14 protein-coding genes are annotated in these 16930 nt (G+C 55.5%); 8 read left to right on the forward strand and 6 right to left on the reverse strand.

Annotation, left to right across the window (positions count from 1 at the left end; genetic code table 11):
• Positions 1 to 49: 49 nt before the first annotated feature.
• The 4 genes from RID21_RS29395 to RID21_RS29410 all read right to left on the reverse strand — a co-directional run bounded on the left by RID21_RS29395 (position 50) and on the right by RID21_RS29410 (position 4475).
• On the reverse strand, positions 50 to 913 hold the full coding sequence (locus RID21_RS29395; RefSeq protein WP_350195212.1) for an alpha/beta fold hydrolase: 864 nt from the start codon (positions 911 to 913) through the stop codon (positions 50 to 52).
• Between the two features lie 16 nt (positions 914 to 929).
• The gene (locus tag RID21_RS29400; protein WP_350195214.1) at positions 930 to 2333 is read right to left on the reverse strand and encodes a DUF1501 domain-containing protein; all 1404 of its coding nucleotides are present in this window, start codon (positions 2331 to 2333) and stop codon (positions 930 to 932) included.
• 92 nt (positions 2334 to 2425) lie between these two features.
• Complete coding sequence (locus RID21_RS29405; protein ID WP_350195216.1) at positions 2426 to 2845, reverse strand: hypothetical protein; 420 nt, start codon at positions 2843 to 2845, stop codon at positions 2426 to 2428.
• Positions 2832 to 4475 carry a hypothetical protein gene (locus tag RID21_RS29410; RefSeq protein ID WP_350195218.1) on the reverse strand — a complete coding sequence of 548 codons (1644 nt, stop codon included), beginning with the start codon at positions 4473 to 4475 and terminating at the stop codon, positions 2832 to 2834. The genes RID21_RS29405 and RID21_RS29410 overlap by 14 nt, the downstream gene beginning before the upstream one ends.
• 285 nt (positions 4476 to 4760) lie before the next feature.
• Between RID21_RS29410 and RID21_RS29415 the strand changes: the two genes are divergently transcribed.
• Complete coding sequence (locus tag RID21_RS29415; protein ID WP_350195220.1) at positions 4761 to 6518, forward strand: hypothetical protein; 1758 nt, start codon at positions 4761 to 4763, stop codon at positions 6516 to 6518.
• A gap of 67 nt (positions 6519 to 6585) precedes the next feature.
• Here RID21_RS29415 and RID21_RS29420 read toward each other — a convergent pair whose 3' ends face one another.
• Positions 6586 to 7791, reverse strand: a complete 1206-nt coding sequence (locus RID21_RS29420) for a hypothetical protein (RefSeq protein ID WP_350195222.1) — start codon at positions 7789 to 7791, stop codon at positions 6586 to 6588.
• Positions 7792 to 8135: 344 nt separating this feature from the next.
• Here RID21_RS29420 and RID21_RS29425 point away from each other — a divergent pair, with 344 nt between their 5' ends.
• From RID21_RS29425 to RID21_RS29440, 4 genes are all read left to right on the forward strand, one after another.
• The gene (locus tag RID21_RS29425) at positions 8136 to 9689 is read left to right on the forward strand and encodes a sulfatase family protein (protein WP_350195224.1); all 1554 of its coding nucleotides are present in this window, start codon (positions 8136 to 8138) and stop codon (positions 9687 to 9689) included.
• Between the two features lie 89 nt (positions 9690 to 9778).
• A complete protein-coding gene (locus tag RID21_RS29430) occupies positions 9779 to 10213 on the forward strand; it encodes a VOC family protein (protein WP_350195226.1) in 435 nt (144 codons plus the stop codon).
• A gap of 109 nt (positions 10214 to 10322) precedes the next feature.
• Complete coding sequence (locus RID21_RS29435) at positions 10323 to 10691, forward strand: hypothetical protein (RefSeq protein WP_350195228.1); 369 nt, start codon at positions 10323 to 10325, stop codon at positions 10689 to 10691.
• A gap of 706 nt (positions 10692 to 11397) precedes the next feature.
• Positions 11398 to 12375 carry an aldo/keto reductase gene (locus tag RID21_RS29440; RefSeq protein ID WP_350195230.1) on the forward strand — a complete coding sequence of 326 codons (978 nt, stop codon included), beginning with the start codon at positions 11398 to 11400 and terminating at the stop codon, positions 12373 to 12375.
• 27 nt (positions 12376 to 12402) lie between these two features.
• On the opposite strand, the gene RID21_RS29445 is transcribed toward RID21_RS29440, so the two are convergent.
• A complete protein-coding gene (locus tag RID21_RS29445) occupies positions 12403 to 12849 on the reverse strand; it encodes a hypothetical protein (RefSeq protein ID WP_350195232.1) in 447 nt (148 codons plus the stop codon).
• A 256-nt stretch (positions 12850 to 13105) separates the two neighbouring features.
• Here RID21_RS29445 and RID21_RS29450 point away from each other — a divergent pair, with 256 nt between their 5' ends.
• From RID21_RS29450 to RID21_RS29460, 3 genes are all read left to right on the forward strand, one after another.
• Positions 13106 to 13603: a TIGR03067 domain-containing protein gene (locus RID21_RS29450; protein WP_350195234.1), complete on the forward strand. Its 498-nt coding sequence runs from the start codon at positions 13106 to 13108 to the stop codon at positions 13601 to 13603.
• 234 nt (positions 13604 to 13837) lie between these two features.
• Positions 13838 to 15013: a polysaccharide lyase 6 family protein gene (locus tag RID21_RS29455; protein WP_350195236.1), complete on the forward strand. Its 1176-nt coding sequence runs from the start codon at positions 13838 to 13840 to the stop codon at positions 15011 to 15013.
• Between the two features lie 581 nt (positions 15014 to 15594).
• Complete coding sequence (locus tag RID21_RS29460; protein WP_350195238.1) at positions 15595 to 16863, forward strand: glycosyltransferase; 1269 nt, start codon at positions 15595 to 15597, stop codon at positions 16861 to 16863.
• The last annotated feature ends 67 nt before the right edge of the window (positions 16864 to 16930 follow it).

The raw sequence follows: 16930 nt of genomic DNA on the forward strand, positions 1-16930 counted from the left end.
TTCTCACAGATTAACACATAAAAGTAAATGCATGTAATGTGGCGGCCTGCTATTTATTGCAGTAGGTCAAAAAGCCACGCACTGCCGCCAGATAGGCTTCCGGTTCATCATCAGCAATCGCATGGGAACTGTTCGTGAAAATCTTCAAATGCGCACGGGGAATTCTCTCCGCGATCAGCTCCGAATGCCGCGGTGGACAGATCCAGTCGTGGGCGCCTCCCAGCACCAGAGTGGGACACTTTATAGAAGGTAACTGCTCAATCAAGTCGAATGTTTTCAGGAACATGGTGAAGCCGAGATTCAGCTGTTCGAAGTTACGGATACTGCGCGGCCAGCCTTTGTCCAGCTTCTCGGCGTCGAAACGGGTGGAATACAGGGGGCCCATCGTTTTGTAATACTCGTAGACCTGTTCCTGTGATTCGAATGTGCCCTCCCACAACCACTGGCAGACACGTTGCTGATCCGCAGTACCTCGCTCATTGACGATCTGCCGGGCATCTTCCATAAAGCGAAAACTGGGGGCTGTGGCGACAAGAATCAGGTTCGCGACACGCTCCGGATATCGAATGGCATAGCCCTGCGCGACCATCCCTCCATACGACGAACCCAGCACGGAGATCCGCTCCAGACCCAGGTGTTCACGCAGCGCGTCCAGGTCATCGATGTTCTGGTCGAGCGTGTAGGTCCTGGGATCAGCCGGAGCACTTCGTCCGGAACCACGATGGTCGACAAACACCAGTTGCGCGGTATCACCCAGCGCTGCCGAATTCAATTTGAAACTGGAATGATCGCTGCCCGGCCCGCCATGCAGCAGAAACAGCACCGGACGCTCGACCATCCGGTCTTCACCAGGCACCAGTCCCATCCCGTCGACATCAAAATAGAGTTCCGTACCATTGATGCGGGCACGCATTCAGTGACTCCTCAGCTTACCCGAACAGTTCCATGATCGGCTTCCCCGTGGTCAGGGTCCGCAACAACCCTGTCGGATCCTGTGGGTTGTTGATCGGGATGTCCAGTGCGTGATAGATCGTCGCCGCGAGTTCTTCGGGGCGGACCGGTTTGTGGGTGGGATATTCACCATACTTGTTTGTCTTTCCATAGACCTGTCCCCCTTTAATGCCGGCACCTGCCAGGATCGAGGAGAAGCACTTCGGCCAGTGCTGGCGTCCCGGGGGATCCTGTTTCAATACGTAGGGCGTACGGCCGAATTCGCCGGTGACGACGACCAGCGTGTTATCCAGCATGCCCCGTTCCTTGAGGTCCGTGAGCAACGCGGCCAGCGCCTGGTCCAGTCGGGGCAGACAGAAGCCCATGCCGTAGGAACCGTTGCCGAACGCATTCCCCATGCCCATGTTTCCGCCATGCATGTCCCAACTGCTGCTGGGCGGTCCCTGCTTGTCATGGTCGGCTTGACCGGCCCAGCCATTAACGGTGACGAAGCGGACTCCCGATTCCACCATCCGACGGGCCAGCAGCAGGTTCTGTCCCAGGGGATGCATGCCGTACTGCTCGCGAACTTTGTCCGGTTCCTCATGCATGTTAAACGCACGTCGGCCCTCGGCCCGCGTTAAGGCATCGTAAGTCTTTTCTCTCAGGTCCGACCAGTCTTTGACTTTCTGATCTTTATCGAGTCGCTTCGATTCCAGGCCGCGGAGCAGTATCTTCCGCTCCTCAAACCGCTGCTCGTCATACGGATTGTAAATTTCGGGCGGCTTGAAGTCTTTCATTGCCGGATGATTGTTCGCCGAACCGACGAACACCGGGGCATAAGCCGAACCCAGGTAACCACCGATGCCGATGTTCGGCGCACAGAATACAGGCGGTCCCACACATTTGATGAGCCATGCATTGGAAACGAAGTTGCGTTTGCTCGGCTTGAACTTGGCGACGAAGGAACCGAGGTAAGGCTGCTCGTTCGCGGCTCCCTGTTGTACCCGTTTTTCCGACTGTCCACTGAGCAGGTTGTGCATCGCGTCAAAATGATTGCTGATCGCGCCCGGATGCGACATCGAATTAATCAGGGTGAACTGGTCGGTCACTTTGGCCAGCTCGGTGTGCATCTCGTTGATCCGCATGCCCGGCACTTTGGTTTCGATGGGCATATAAGGCCCACGATAATCGAGGGGGGCATCCGGCTTCATATCCCAGGTATCAATGTGGCTCGGTCCGCCACACAGCAGGATGAAGATACACGACTTCTCTGCCGCGACCGCTTTCCCCGCCGCATCCAGCTTATCGCTCCCCATTACCACGCCCGGCATGCCGAGACTCAGTGTTCCCAGACCACTCGCAATCATGGCCTGCCGACGGTTCATCTGGAATTCATCCATACTCAGTCTCATCAAATAAAATATAAGCCGGGTTTGATGTGTGAATTATACCAGTTTGACGCGCGTTGCAACACAAATCTCCGGGAAATCCGTTAAGTCGGGGCCTGACAAGTGGTAAACGATTCGCTGCCCGACGGAGCGATACTGTCGGCGTGATCCACGATCTGACGCAAACGTTCCTCGGGACCGGGCGAATTATTCCAGATCTCAAAAGCCACGTTCAAAGCGGTCTGCATGCGGGGCTGGTCTGCATATTGTTCGATGAGTCGGTTGAATCCATCTGCTTCATACTGGATGAGTTCCAGTTCCTGTTGAGCATGGGCGTATTCCACGCTGTTTCTGGTTTCGTCAATAAATTCCCGGATCACCTGTTCCACAACGGGCTGCATGCCCGGAATTGCTTCCAGCAGATAATAATTTCTGCATCCCGGAATATCGCCGTTTGTTTTGTTTAGTCTGGTCCGGACCTGTCGTGCTTCGCTTTCCAGAAAATCGTTTTTATTCTGAATCATGAGTGCTCCTGCTTTCGGAAGTGAGGAAAAGTTTCTGAGAGATCCGCTGCAAAATATCGTGAAGTCGTTCCGACTGGAATTCGGCAGCGGTTAACGTTTGAAAAGCCCGATGTGACGAAGGGGCAAGGCAGTGTTCCTGATTGCGGAGAATCTCCGTCGCCCGTGAAATCTGGATTGTCTGCCCCGGACAGACGCGGGACAACGCTTCGGGGATCGCTTCGGAACGCAGGGTGACCGCATTCACATGCGAAACCAGTTCCACGCCCACGCGGAATTCCGGTTGATACAGTTCCAGCACCGGATGTAACAAGCCGCGTTCGTTGCTGAGTGATGCTGTGTTGAACAGGAATCCATGCAGGCGGGCGATCAATTCCTCCAGCAGTTCCTTTAACGACTGCGCCAGCATCTCCCGGCGTAAGGACTCTGAACCCTCAGAAACAGCAAACGCCAGCAACCCAACCAGTTCTTTTCCACTGTCCAGCAGCAGAAACCAGCTCAGCAATGCCTGCATGCGACTCCTCAGGGGCTCTGCACAATTCCCGAGGGACAGTGTTTCCAGCAACCGGTGGGCAACGACCGGGGACGCGCTGCCCCGCATCTGGGCCGTGATATTCGCTTTCTCTTCACGGGGGAGGCTCCAGGCATCGCTGAGCAGATATTCCAGCAGATTCGATTCGGCCAGGAAGACCAGAACTTCACCCACATCGAGTTGATCGGATTCGCTGAGAGTTTGTAATTCCCCGACAAAGGCAGTGACAGGCTTCAGTCGCCACAGTTGCTGTCTGCACTTGAGATTGGCTTCGACACGAAAATCGGCATCAAATACCTGCTCAGGTTGGAAGAGGCTTTGATCTTGCAACTCACAGATCAGCCGCTGGTTCCGATAAGTGCCCGTGACCTTAGCGTGAGGATCGATCAGCGTCCAACGCTTGGCGCTGGTCTGCATCAGAATCCCCATGTGAAACATCGGCGGTCGCAGTCGATCGATGCCAGGACGGGCCGTCATGAATTCCAGAAACGTTTTCAGTTCGGGTTTGAGTTTCACTTGCTGTCGATCTGCCCGCCTGAGAATCCCGCGGGCCACCCGCGCATCATGGCGGATCGCGATTTCAGATCCGGAGATCAGAGGCGTCGCTCCCAGTACGGGTGCTCCCGCCAGCCGGGCGAAAGCGAGCAGGATCAACGCACGACCCAGGCAATTCGGATTCCCATGCTTGTGAAACTGACGGGGAAATATCCGGTTACAGGACTGGTTCGTCAGATCTTCACAGACATGCTTTACCAGTTCGTCTTGCGTTCGCACCGGTTCCGTTTGAGTTAATAACTGGCGAAATAGTTCCTCACAGATCACGTTTTGACGGGAGCCAGAACCGTCCGCATACTCTTTGGCCAGCGCTTTCAGCTGAGGATTAAGCACTTCCATCGCAGACTGGATGGCCTGTTCGCCGAGTTGTGTGAGCGTCGATGTCAGCGGCAGTGATGCTGTTTCTGATGTGGTGGAGCCAGTGCGTTTTCGGCAGAACGAGAGGATGCGTTCCAGGTCGGGATGTAATGCTCTTCGCTGATCGGGGCGCTGCCGCGTTTTCGCAATCTCTAAAGAGCAGGGGAGCCTCTGGTTGACTGTAGTCATTCACTCTCCGTTCGTAAGGCCCGCTCCTGGAATGGTTCGTGTCCCCTATTAATATCGCAATTCCCCGCGGGGTCAAGCACGGATTTCCACCGCGAACATTTCGGCCCAACGAAGATCGTTCAGAGAGAAGTCTCACAAAATTCAGATTTCATGACCCACCTCAGAATTTTCTATAACTGTTCAAATAAATATGTTACAATGCAGTCTCTTTAACAGCGAACCTGTCTTTTTATCCCCAGTTCTGGGGCTTTATCTTTCTTCATTTCTTGATGAGAGGAGGCTGTTATGTCTGCGTCTGCTTCTCACCGCTCGGTCCTGCGTTACATCTACAACCACAATCCGTTCTACGTGATTAGTGCCGTGCTGATGTTGTTCGCCGTGCGGTCTGCTTACGGAACCATTGAGATCGGTTCCATCAACTGCTGGATTATGATGGGCGTGCTGGCCGGGTATACCCTGTTGCTGGCGGGGATTGGAGTGCTGATCGTACGCTGGGGCAAAGTCTGGGAGGACGCCCGTTCGATTTTGCTGCTCCTGCTGCTGTTGTTTCTCGGGGTCTCGGTCAGCATGGATGACCTGTTCTCCCGCGTTTCCCAGGATCAGGGCCTGCTGCTGATGTGCGGCGGCTTTCTGTTCTCGGCACTGCTTTCCGAAGCCGTTCTCTGGGGCGCCGGCATTCGCCTGGGAGTCCGTTACCGGATTCCGTATCACCTCTTCCTGGCGCTGTTCTATGCGGCACCCTGGTGGTGTTCTCCCGAAATGCATCCCCGTTCGCCCGCCGAACTGGAATGGACCCTGTTTCTGTTCCCGGTCGTCGCGTCGGTTCTCTTTCTCTGTCTGTGGCCCGCCATCCGCGGAGGCGTTTCTTATGTGAAGTCCAACGGCACCCCCTGGGGCTGGCCCTGGTTTCCCTGGATCGCTTTCGGCATGATCGCTGCCTGCGTCGCCTTTCGTTCGTTCATCCTCTGCCTGACATTCGGACCTGCCGGGCCGATGTGGATCAAACCGATCAGTGGCCCCCGCCTGATCTCCTTTGATACCCTGTGGGGGTTTTACTTCCTGATTCCGCTGGGATTCGTACTGCTCGTACTGCTGCTCGAAGGGGCGATTTCGACCCGTAACAAAGTCTTTCAGGCGGGACTGGTTCGCCTGGCACCGTTGCTGCTTTTGCTGGCCATGCCGATGTCGGGAGGACCGGTACACACCGGATTTCTCTTCAAAGTCACTGACGCGATTGGCTCTCCGATCTGGCTGGCAGCGTGGATGCTCATCGGCTTCTATCTCTGGGCCATCGTGCGGCGCGTCCCGGATGCGATCTGGGGCGGAGTCGGAGTTCTGGCCCTGTTTACCATTGTCGGTCCGCAGACCCTGGGGACGCGGACCTTGATCGAACCGACTCCCTGGCCGCTCCTTTTGGACGGTGCCCTGATGCTGGGGCTGGGTCTCCGCCGACGTTCTTCGGGGATCTGCACCGCAGGCGTCATCGCTGCGACGCTGGGAATCTGGTATCTGATTCCCGATTCGATTCTCGCCGAGTATCGTTTCACGGCCTGTTTCCATCTGCTCTGGCTCTCAATGCTGGTCCTGGGGCTGACCATGAAAGACGATTTCAGTCGCGTCCTGCAATGTGCCAGCGCATTGTTGATTCCCCTGGTTTCCGTCGTGGTCATCTTAAATGAACGTGCTGCGGAAATACCGTTGATCTGGCGTCTCTCCTATGTCGGCTCCTGGGCCGTGGGGTGCCTGTTGATCGCCCGGCTCTGGTCCAGTCGCTGGTTCAAGTTCTCCTTCGCCGCCACGGTCGGCATCCTGCTCTATACCAGTGCGACTTTCGCGTTTCGTCTGGCGATCCAATACCTCAGTCGCGAAGCGGTCATCGCCTTCATCTGGTCAGCCGCCGCCCTGATCCTCGCCTTCCTGATCAGTGCCCACAAAGCCCGCTGGCTCCCCGAGCCGGCCTGGCTGACCTTCCGTAAGGACGCACCTCCGGAACAGGAAATTCTTCCCCCGCCACCAGATTTGACATCGGGTGAGGAAGAGTGATCGAGGTTGATTAATATCAACGGGGCAGGTCTCGAAAATCCGGGACCTGCCCCTTATTCTTTGAGAGCTACGACTCCTCATGTAAATGCAGGCTGGGGTCCTTATCACCACTGATCCGAATCAAGCGATCCGGATTCTGATACTGAGCCACCAGGTATCGCGTGAGGTCGATCTGCATTTCACGCATCGTTCCCAGGTACCGGCTCTGTTCCGAGTTCTTTGCCTGCTGGTGTTCCAGTTCAATCTGGTTAACCCGGCGTCGGGTCTCTTCTTCAACGTGCTGTATTTCCTGTTGCTGATGAATCTCCTCGTCGTGTTGCAGACGCTGCAGGTAAATGTCATGTTCGGTTTGCCGGGCTTCCATTTCCTGACGCTTTTCCGCCCGAATCGCTTCGCGGGCCAGTTGCACATCCGCCAGTTCCTGGGCCTGGATTTCCGTCTCTGCATCCAGCTTGAGCCGTGTCCGGGCTTCGATCGCACTGTCGTGCATCGCCTGCAGCGTTTCGCCGGCTGTATATCCGCGGTAGACGACCTTATTGATCTGGTAACCAATGCGGACCGCCCGTGACAGTAGATTCTGGTACGACTCCAGTTCATTTAACTGCTCGGTATCCTGTTTGAACGCTTCAAAGGAACGCGTTCCGGCGAAATCAACGACGTCGGCTGTCACCGCATTGATGAAGTCAGCAATCGGATCATGAGTCTGGTCCAGCATCCTTTCGATGTCGGACAGCTCAAAGAAGATCATCAGCTTGACGGTCAGCAAGGCATCATCGGAAGTCCGCACATCGTCGACCAGGTAATAGGTCTGATCGGGAATCACCCGCAGCTTGTGAAAGCTGAGTGCCCGGGGCACCTTATGCGTCGGCGTCTGGGGATCGGCTCCGTGCCAGCGAAACTCATGCAACCATTCATTTTCCTGCGGGACAAACAGCATTGGGCCCCGTTCCACACGTCGCTGAACGGCCTCCCCGGACCTGCGATAGACCACGATCGCTTCGTGAGAATCAAGTTCCAGCGAATCCATCACCTTGATCGCCAGGTGTTCGACCGCATCGTACCAGACCGACGTCGGCCCGCGCTGGTGTTCACAATGCCCGTCGACAAATTCAATCGAGAGATATTCGTCCGCTCCCGCACTGTACTGCCTCAGCGACTCAATCGTCTTGCGAAACAGGATCATCCGCCGCGGACCGTCAATGTACTCCACCCGTCCCTTAAAATCCCAGACCGCAACCCGCTCGCCCTGTCGCACCGTTTTGATACCGATCATGATACGTCTCCCCTGCTGAACACTGTGATTGAAAAAGTGTCTCGAACAGCTGTCCCGGATATCTGACAAACAGATAGTGTTGAATATACACATATGGTAGTGTTAAGAAGACACTAAGTCAACGATTGATATTTAAAAACAGCGAAAGCTCTTTGATATAGAAAAAAGACTGCAATCTACTTGGACAAATCCGGGGTGAAACAGCTTCTCACGAACAATCCGTAATGGCTGACAGGGGACTTCGATCAAACGGCCATTCCCTTTAGTCAGTTGATCGGGTAGTTTATTAATAGAACTCATTAACGCCTTCCCACTTTTTTAGAGACGTATTCCTGAGGAACCCCATGCGCAGGCATTCTGTCACTTTGATCTGTTGTCTCACGCTGCTTCTGCTTTCTGCAACGTCCGCAGTATCGGCAGCAGCGCAGCAGCGTCAACCACATGTGGTGATTATTCTCGCCGATGACATGGGCTACGGTGACGTCACCGCCCTCAACGCCGACAGCCGGATCCCGACACCCCATCTCGATCAACTCGCCCGTCAGAGCCTGACCTTCACCGATGCCCACGCCGCGGGCTCCTATTGTGTGCCTTCCCGTTACGGTCTGCTCACCGGCCGCTACATGTGGCGCACCCGCCTGGGTTCGGGGGGGAACCTCGCGAATTTCGCAGGCACCCTGATCGAACCGGGCCGCAAAACGATCGCGAACCTGATGCAGGACGCTGGCTACCAGACCGGACTCGTCGGTAAATGGCACCAGGGCATCGACTGGAAGCTGCACGACGAAAACGAACGGGCACAGATCCGCGTTGACCCCAACTATCAGAACTTTAAAAATATCGACTTCGCTTCTCCCGCGTTGAAAGGTCCGCGAGACTTCGGATTCGATTACTCGTTTGGCACCGCCGGTTCCGCGGAGATGAATCCCGCCGCCTTTATTGAGAACAACCGCGTCACCGTCATTCCTACAATGACTTCCGCCCAGGCCAAAGCACAGCACGGCGAATGGTTTGGCCGGGACGATAATATTGTCGCCGCCGGCTATACCATGGATCGACTCGTTCCCACGCTGTCGAACAAGGCCTGCGAGTTCGTCGAGACCGCGATCCGCACGAAACCCGACCAGCCCTTCTTCCTCTATTACGCGATGACCACGCCCCATAACCCGATCGTTCCCCACAAGGAGTTCATGGGCAAAAGCAAAGCCGGCACCTATGGCGATTTCGTCGTCGAGCTCGATCACCACGTCGGTAAGCTGCTCCGGAAGCTGGAAGAACTGGGCATCGCCGACAACACCCTCGTCATCTTCACCAGCGACAACGGCCCCGTGAACCGCACCAAAGGCTATTCCCAGCGCTGGGTTCGCGGCGATACCATGATCTACGGTCACGACAGCAACGGTCCCTGTACCGGCTGGAAAGGGGGCCTCGAAGAAGGGGGACACCGCGTTCCGTTTCTCGTACGCTGGCCTGCCATCATCAAGCCAGGCGAAACCTGTTCGACCACCATCGTCTTCAACGACGTCCTGCCTACGCTGGCAGAAATGCTGGACGTCCCGCTCGAGAGCAGCACCGCAGAAGATGGCGTCAGTTTCTACCAGGCGCTGCAAGGCGAATCCCGCCCCGTCTCCTTCCACAAGGCGATTGTCCATAATCATCATAACGGCACCTTCGCCATCCGTCAGGGGCCATTCAAGCTGACGATCAGCGGCCCCAAAACGGTCGAGCAAGTTCTGGATGACAGCATCCCCGTTGCGTATACCCTGTATAATCTGGATCAGGATATCGAAGAAACTACCGACATTGCGAAACAGCATCCGCAGCAGGTGCAGCAGATGCACGCCCTGTTGAAACAATATATCAAGGCCGGCAGAAGTAACGGCACTGAAAGCCTCTGAAGTAACGTCTCTTGCCGGGACAATACCGGCATGCTGGTGTATGATCATTGTATTTGTCTCCTGGAACACTTTGACAGCCGAGGCCTCTCATGCAGCTCGATCCCTTTCATCTCGCGTTTCAGGTGCGTGACATTGCCGAAGCCCGCGCCTTTTATGGTGACCTGCTCGGCTGCAGCGAAGGTCGCAGCGCCGAGACCTGGGTCGACTTCAATTTCTTCGGCCACCAGGTCGTCTGCCATCTGAACCCGGATATCGGCCCCGACGGCAGCATTGCGGCGCACGTGAATCCTGTCGACGGTCACGGTGTCCCTGTCCCCCACTTCGGTGTCGTTCTCACCATGGATCGCTGGCAGACCCTGGCTGATCGCCTGCGCGAACGACAGATCGAGTTCATTATCGAACCCTACATCCGCTTCCAGGGGCAGCCGGGCGAACAGGCTACCATGTTCTTCCTCGACCCCAGCGGCAACGCACTGGAATTCAAAGCCTTCAAAGATATCGAATCCCAGCTGTTTGCCACCTGACTGGGAGCTCAATGTCTGGAGACAAGCAATTAGATGCAAAAATGAGTTAAACTCTATCCGAATACTGTAATTCACATCCCTGTCGTTTTTGAAATCGTCCGAGGTAATGATGGAAGAATTCTTATACCTGAAAAAATCAAGACGATTCTGGGGCTGGACGGTTTGCCTGTCGCTCATTTCCTCCATTCTCTCTCCGTTTCTCAGCATCAACGCGGTCCTGAATATCATCACCAGCATCTCGCAACGCTGGGAAGAGACAGACCAGCAGCAGCCGTTCGAATTCATTGTGGACATTCTCAATAACTCCCTGGCCGCCCTGAGTGCCGGGGCCACCGCGATGCTGGTCTCCCTGGTCATCTTTCTGATCTCGCTCATCCTGTATCTCAAACGGGGCAAAGCCATGCTGGCGCTCACGGAAAGAGCGCTCACCATTTTGGAATCAACCCCGGAACACGCTGAAGTCCCCTCCAGCGAATGACCAGTCGCCGAAAATAAAATATTTGCTGTGCAATACACACTGCAAATATCTCTCCCGGTCTGCGCGTAGAACTGAATAAACTGAACTTGATTCGCACTTTCCGATCTATAAAGTTTTGCAATTGTGCTACGCGCGCGAGGCGGATGATGCGTGCACTGGAATCTGCGACACAAGTACCCCAGGTTCACCTGAATCGCCGTCGAATTTTGCTGTTTTTCACCGGAACACTCAGCACCGGTTCCCGTTGTCTCGTACAATTTCAAAGCGTTTCGGAGCCATTTCAGCGAAACTGAGCGGCAACTCACCAGAAACTCAGGCCGGAAATTCTGCTTGACACCCCCACGCCGATCGCGATGATCAGCCCCGTCACGCAGAGTGAAAGTAACTAACAACAACGCCGAGCAAGCCACGTGTGTTTTGAGTCCTGATAAAGCAGATACCATGTAAGTCTCCCGGGGAAACAGAATTAACAATCTTTCAGCAGCGGTTAGACGTTCTCCGCCTTCGAAAACGCACTCATCATACGCAGTGGCTCCTGCGCGGCGAGGTAAACATTCAGAGCCAGATTCCCCGTAAATCGCTCTCACACTACCTGCACAAAACTGCTAAACTCCCCGCATGTCAGGTTCGTGTAAGAGCAGGGCAGGGACGTAAGTCTTTTGAGTGACCCGTCCCGGAAAAATCCAATCGAATCAGGATGTCGATGATGAAATTCAGGAAGCTTGGAAATACGGACTTAACGGTTTCGGAAATCTCCCTCGGATGTTCCGGATTCTGGGGCAATGCCCGCTTTCCGGAGCGACAGGCTGCGGACATCATTCACACCGCGTTTGACGCAGGCGTCAACTTCTTTGATACGGGGCACAACTACTGCCACTTCCACGCCGAACCCCGACTGGGACGCATTCTGAAGCCGCTGTTCGCGCAGCACGACCGCTCTCAGTTCGTACTCTCCACCAAGGCCGGCACCATCGTCCCGTCCGCCCCCCTGGTTTTCCGCAATCGTCCCTGCAAAGATTTCTCACCCGATTACATTGAAGCCACCTGCGCGAAATCGATTCAGAACCTGAACTGTGATTACCTCGATATCTTCCAGCTGCACGGCATCACTCAGGACCAGATTACGCCAGCACTGATCGACCGACTGAGCTCCATGAAAGAACGGGGCATGTTTCGCTGCCTGGGCGTGAACAGTCATTCCGCGGCTGACCTGCTTTATATCGCCGATCATCCCGATCTGTTCGACATGGTCCTGCTCGACTTCAACGTCCTGCAGCTCGACCGGGAACCCGTCATCCGCAAGCTGGCCGAAGCAGGTATCGGGGTTGTCGCGGGAACCGTGCTTGCCCAGGGGCACTTCGTGGCAGGCAAGATCGGCTCCTTCAAAAGCACCGCCGACCTCTGGTACCTGGCCCGGGCACTGCTCAAATCGACGGGCCGCCAGTTCTCTCGCAACGCCCAACCAATGCGGGAAGCCCTCGCCACAGTAGAAAACCTGACCCCGGCCCAGGCCGCATTTGCCTACGTGCTCGCCAATCAGGATATCTCAAGCTGCGTATTCGGCACGACGAAAATCAAAAACCTCAGGGAGATCCTCGCAGCCTCCGATCAGAGTCTCTCGGCAGAGGTCAGAGCCGCAATTCGCAACACGTTCGAACAGATCCCCGAAAGAATCAGCGCCTGAGCGGGCAACACCAATGACAACCGGTCTTCAATTCTGGGTGAGATCTCCCAGGATATGCGGATGCAGGTCGACCGTGAACGGCTCAAAGAAGGTCACGTCATTCCCATCCTCACCAGACTCCATGCGATACGGAACGTAGATGTAGCGCGATAACCCCTGGCTGACCACATGCACGCGGAGACCATCGCTGGACGGCGGCTCATGTTTCTCGGGAATATTTACATCACAGGCCAGGGCAGAAGCCACGATGTCGTTGTTCTGCGTCTGTTCCTGCAGCGCCTTGTCCAAAGCCTGGTAGATATCTTTCTGGTCAGGCTGCGCTCCTCCCAGGTCTGCTCTGACCGCGTTCAATTCGAGTGCGGGCGTCAGGAGGGCCCCAAACGGATTGAACCCACCCGCCTCCTGCAGCATCGATTTGGCCTGGTCGTAGCAGTAATTGAACAGCTCATAAATCTTGTCGGAAGGCACTTCCATTTTCGTTATCCCGTCCTGAATGCGGTTTCAGCTTGGCGTGATGTTGTGTATTTACTGTCAGATGTATGTTTCGAGCTGACAACCCGTATCCTAAGCACATGGATTTCTCACTTCAACCATGTGTCAGCGTCTGTCGTAGTAGAATGTATCACCTGGTATTAATAATGTTTGTGACTCACCTGCAAATCATTTAAAATAAAAGGTTGCAGCAGAACGGAATCCCGAAAAAGAAACATCTCACCAGGGGAGAGAACTCATGCAGCGCTCAATGTTAAAACTGAAGACCTTCGTCACCGTCGCGACTTTTGCTTTACTAACCACGGTGGTATCCGCCGACGATAACAAAGCAGCCGCAATTCAAAAGGACCGCAATCTGATCGCGGGTACCTGGCAGATCGAGGTGCTGGAGATTAACGGCAACCGTTCAGCGGGGGAAGATGTGAAACAGCTCACCGTCGTCAACGGCGCCGACGGTACCTGGAGTCTGCGTTCCGACGGAAACGAGGTCGGTCGTGGGACGACCAGCATCGATCCCAGCCAAAGCGTCAAAACCATCGACATTCAGCCAACCTCCGGTCAGGACCAGGGAAAAACCTACCGGGGCATTTATGAACTCGGCAAAACAAGCCGCAAACTCTGCTTCGCGCCTGCCGGCAAAGACCGACCCACTGATTTCAGCTCGAACGCAGAGAATCAACACATCTTCGTGAAATTCAAACGCGTCCAAGCGACTCAGGAAAAAGAAGTCCCCTGAGCGTCTCAGATCATCAATGACGCAGGATCGATAATCGCTGTTGTATGCATCCATTAGCCGCAGGGCGTTAGCCCCGGTTCTTCCAAATCATCAACGATGATTTGGAGCACAGCCTCGTAGAACACATGCGAAAACCATTACTGAAATAGTATCTGGCCACCAGTTTCATCCAGCGTCTATAATAATATAACAGCGATTCACGACCACTCACCACCGGGAAACGAAAAGAACTCCATGCTGACACAATTCTGTGTACCACCGTCGCAATTCTTCAGAGCCACCCTCGTGACACTCTGCCTCCTGTCCAGCCCCGCTCTGGTTCAAGCCGCAGACTTCCGCGTCGCCACTCCCGCTGAGCTGGACTCCGCCAGAAAATCCGCCCGCCCGGGAGACGTCATCACCCTAGGCGGCAAAGACTGGCACGATGTCCGTCTGAAACTCAAACTCAAGGGGACGCCGGAGCAGCCGATTACCGTGCGTTCCGAAGCCGCGTTCACGGGGGCATCCTCGTTCAATCTCAATGGCGAACACATCATCCTTAACGGTTTGACCTTCCGGGACGGGAGCCTGGAGACCGGACACGTCCTCCTGATCCGCGGCGCACACAATCGGGTCACCCGCTGCACCATCGAAGCCTATAACCCGGACGATATCGACACCCGCTATCAGTGGCTCAGCCTCGACGGGCATCATCACCGCGTGGATCACTGTCGTTTCGCCGGCCAGAACCATTCGGGCACTACGCTGGTCGTCTGGCTGGATGAGGAAGGCGAAGTCGGCCGGCACCGCATCGAACGCAATCACTTCCTCAACCGCCCGCGGGGGAACGGCAACGGATTCGAAACCATCCGCATCGGCACCAGTGAAACCTCACTGAAATCGGCCCAGTGTGTCGTCTCAGAAAATCTGTTCGAAAACTGCGATGGCGAAATCGAACTCATTTCCAATAAGTCAGGCGATAATGTTTACGAACGCAATACCATCGTCGGCTGTGCCGGTGCACTCACCCTCCGGCACGGCAATAACTGCATCGTCCGCGACAACCTCATCCTGGGTAGCGGCGACCGCCATTCCGGCGGCATTCGCGTGATCGGAGAAGGGCACCAGATCACCGGGAACCACATCGCAGGCGTCGGCGACCGGATCGACGGTGCGATCGCTTTGAGTGCCGGCGTCGAGAATCCGAAACTGAATCAGCACGCCCAGGTCCGTAATGTACTCATCGAAAATAACACACTGATCGACAACGCCGGCAAGGACATCGTCCGCGGCCACGGTCTGGGCAGTCGCTCCCGTACGCTGCTCCCGGAAAATATCACCATCAAAAACACCCGCCACTCCGGCAAACCCACCATGAAACAACTCAAACCCACAGACGTCGGCCCTGATGCGGCGAACAATAAACAGTGAGCTAGCCGGCCCGGACAGGCAGAGACTTTTTTCAGTCTGACACATTGAAACAGAAGAAATATCTTGCTCTTTTGACTGACCAGCAATCTCAATCAGAAATTCAAAACCGACACTCTGAACCACCTGTCCCAGAAATCAGAATCCCTTTGCAGACTGGTCCTGTCGCCTGTTTGCGGCAGACCGCCGCCCCACGAGGTCGGTTTTCGGTTGAATGAATCCCTATTATCATCCATCACTGCATCAAAGTCAGACTGGTACAGCACACTCATGTTGCGTTCCAGCGAATGCTGGATGCGAAGCAGGCAAAACAGGAAACATAACGGCGGAAGCATTCATCGGAAAGCCCCGCCTGCGTGAAACTGCACCAGCCATGCAACCCTCGCCACTTCGGGTTGTCTCGTGGCATTCCCCCCGGGCCTCATGCGGACGCCCGGCTCTGCGTAAAATCTCTTTCAAAATAGCGTCCCGATAATTACTGGCAATTTCCCCCGATTACCTCTGATGTTATCCGCTGAAAACGGTTAAGCTGATGGCATCAGAGATAATGAAAAAGACCTGTTCAGTTTGCCGGAATCTCATTGATGAGCCGAATTGTTCTGACAACCTGGGGATCACTGGGCGACCTGCATCCTTTTCTGGCAATCGCTCTGGAGCTCAAGTCACGCGGACACGACGTGATTGTGGCGACCTGTCCGTGTTACAGACAACAGGTCGAATCCCTGAAACTCGGCTTTCATCCCGTCCGTCCTGACTGTGACTGGTTGCGGGACGAGGCACAGGTGCGCCGGTTCAGCCATCCTCGTTTCGGTCTGCTTCGCGTGGGACGCGAAATTCTCATGCCCGCACTGCGTGATTCCTGCGAGGATCTTCGGGCGGCAGCTCAGAGAGCGGACCTCCTGGTCACGATGATGGCCTGTTATGCCACGCGACTGGTTGCGGAACAGGAACAGATTCCCTGGGTCTCAGCGGTGCATATCCCCTTGGGATTCTACTCTGCCTGCGACCCGCCGGTTCTTGACGTCGCACCATTCCTCTCACGAAAACTGCACAATCTCGGTCCGGTCTTCTGGAAATCATTATTTGGTCTTGGAAAACGAATCAGCCGCCCGCTGGCCAGACCATGGTATCAACTGCGGGCCGAACTGGGGTTGCCGCCCACTCACGAAGGAAACCCGCTCGTCGACAGTCATTCTCGTTCCCTGGTGCTGGCGCTGTTCTCCCGTCTTCTCGCGGACCAGCAAGCCGACTGGCCACCACAAACGATTGTGACGGGGCAGCCGGTCTTCAACAGTCATGAAAAAGTCGGTCTGCCCCCTGCATTGACTCACTTTCTGGGCCAGGGGCCGCCGCCGGTCGTATTTACTCTCGGTTCGGCTGTTGCGACTAATGCCGGCTCATTCTATGAACAGAGTATCGCCTGCGTACAGCGGCTCGGTATCAGGGCGGTATTCATTGCTGATACAGGACGTCAGAAGCGAATGCCTCAGCTCACCACAGACATGCTAGCTGTCGAATATGCCTCGTTTGATCGACTGTTTCCACGCGCGGCTGCCGTCGTTCATCATGGCGGCGTGGGCACGACAGGCATCGCCATGCGTGCGGGATGTCCGATGCTGGTGGTTCCCGTCGCCTGGGATCAGCCGGACAATGCGGAGCGGGTCAGACGTCTCGGCATCGCCCGCACGCTTCCCAGACACCGCTACACAGCGAAGACCGCAGCGACGGCCTTACAGAAATTGCTCAACGACGCCACCTGTGTGCAACAGGCTGCCAAAGTCGCCGCACAGGTGCAGCAGGAAAACGGCACACGCACCGCCTGCAACGCTCTGGAAGCAATGCTCAGCAAGTGAGCCCTGTTTACCTTGTCCAACCAGAAGGTGGGATCGCAAAAAAAAAACGGGCTAAGCGCAGCGAGCA

It is taken from the genome of Gimesia sp. (assembly GCF_040219335.1).
Lineage (GTDB): Bacteria > Planctomycetota > Planctomycetia > Planctomycetales > Planctomycetaceae > Gimesia.

Coding starts and splice junctions, on each gene's coding strand:
- RID21_RS29395 (WP_350195212.1), bottom strand. CDS start 913: ATGCGTGCCCGCATCAATGGTACGGAACTCTATTTTGATGTCGACGGG.
- RID21_RS29400 (WP_350195214.1), bottom strand. CDS start 2,333: ATGGATGAATTCCAGATGAACCGTCGGCAGGCCATGATTGCGAGTGGT.
- RID21_RS29405 (WP_350195216.1), bottom strand. CDS start 2,845: ATGATTCAGAATAAAAACGATTTTCTGGAAAGCGAAGCACGACAGGTC.
- RID21_RS29410 (WP_350195218.1), bottom strand. CDS start 4,475: ATGACTACAGTCAACCAGAGGCTCCCCTGCTCTTTAGAGATTGCGAAA.
- RID21_RS29415 (WP_350195220.1), top strand. CDS start 4,761: ATGTCTGCGTCTGCTTCTCACCGCTCGGTCCTGCGTTACATCTACAAC.
- RID21_RS29420 (WP_350195222.1), bottom strand. CDS start 7,791: ATGATCGGTATCAAAACGGTGCGACAGGGCGAGCGGGTTGCGGTCTGG.
- RID21_RS29425 (WP_350195224.1), top strand. CDS start 8,136: ATGCGCAGGCATTCTGTCACTTTGATCTGTTGTCTCACGCTGCTTCTG.
- RID21_RS29430 (WP_350195226.1), top strand. CDS start 9,779: ATGCAGCTCGATCCCTTTCATCTCGCGTTTCAGGTGCGTGACATTGCC.
- RID21_RS29435 (WP_350195228.1), top strand. CDS start 10,323: ATGGAAGAATTCTTATACCTGAAAAAATCAAGACGATTCTGGGGCTGG.
- RID21_RS29440 (WP_350195230.1), top strand. CDS start 11,398: ATGAAATTCAGGAAGCTTGGAAATACGGACTTAACGGTTTCGGAAATC.
- RID21_RS29445 (WP_350195232.1), bottom strand. CDS start 12,849: ATGGAAGTGCCTTCCGACAAGATTTATGAGCTGTTCAATTACTGCTAC.
- RID21_RS29450 (WP_350195234.1), top strand. CDS start 13,106: ATGCAGCGCTCAATGTTAAAACTGAAGACCTTCGTCACCGTCGCGACT.
- RID21_RS29455 (WP_350195236.1), top strand. CDS start 13,838: ATGCTGACACAATTCTGTGTACCACCGTCGCAATTCTTCAGAGCCACC.
- RID21_RS29460 (WP_350195238.1), top strand. CDS start 15,595: ATGAGCCGAATTGTTCTGACAACCTGGGGATCACTGGGCGACCTGCAT.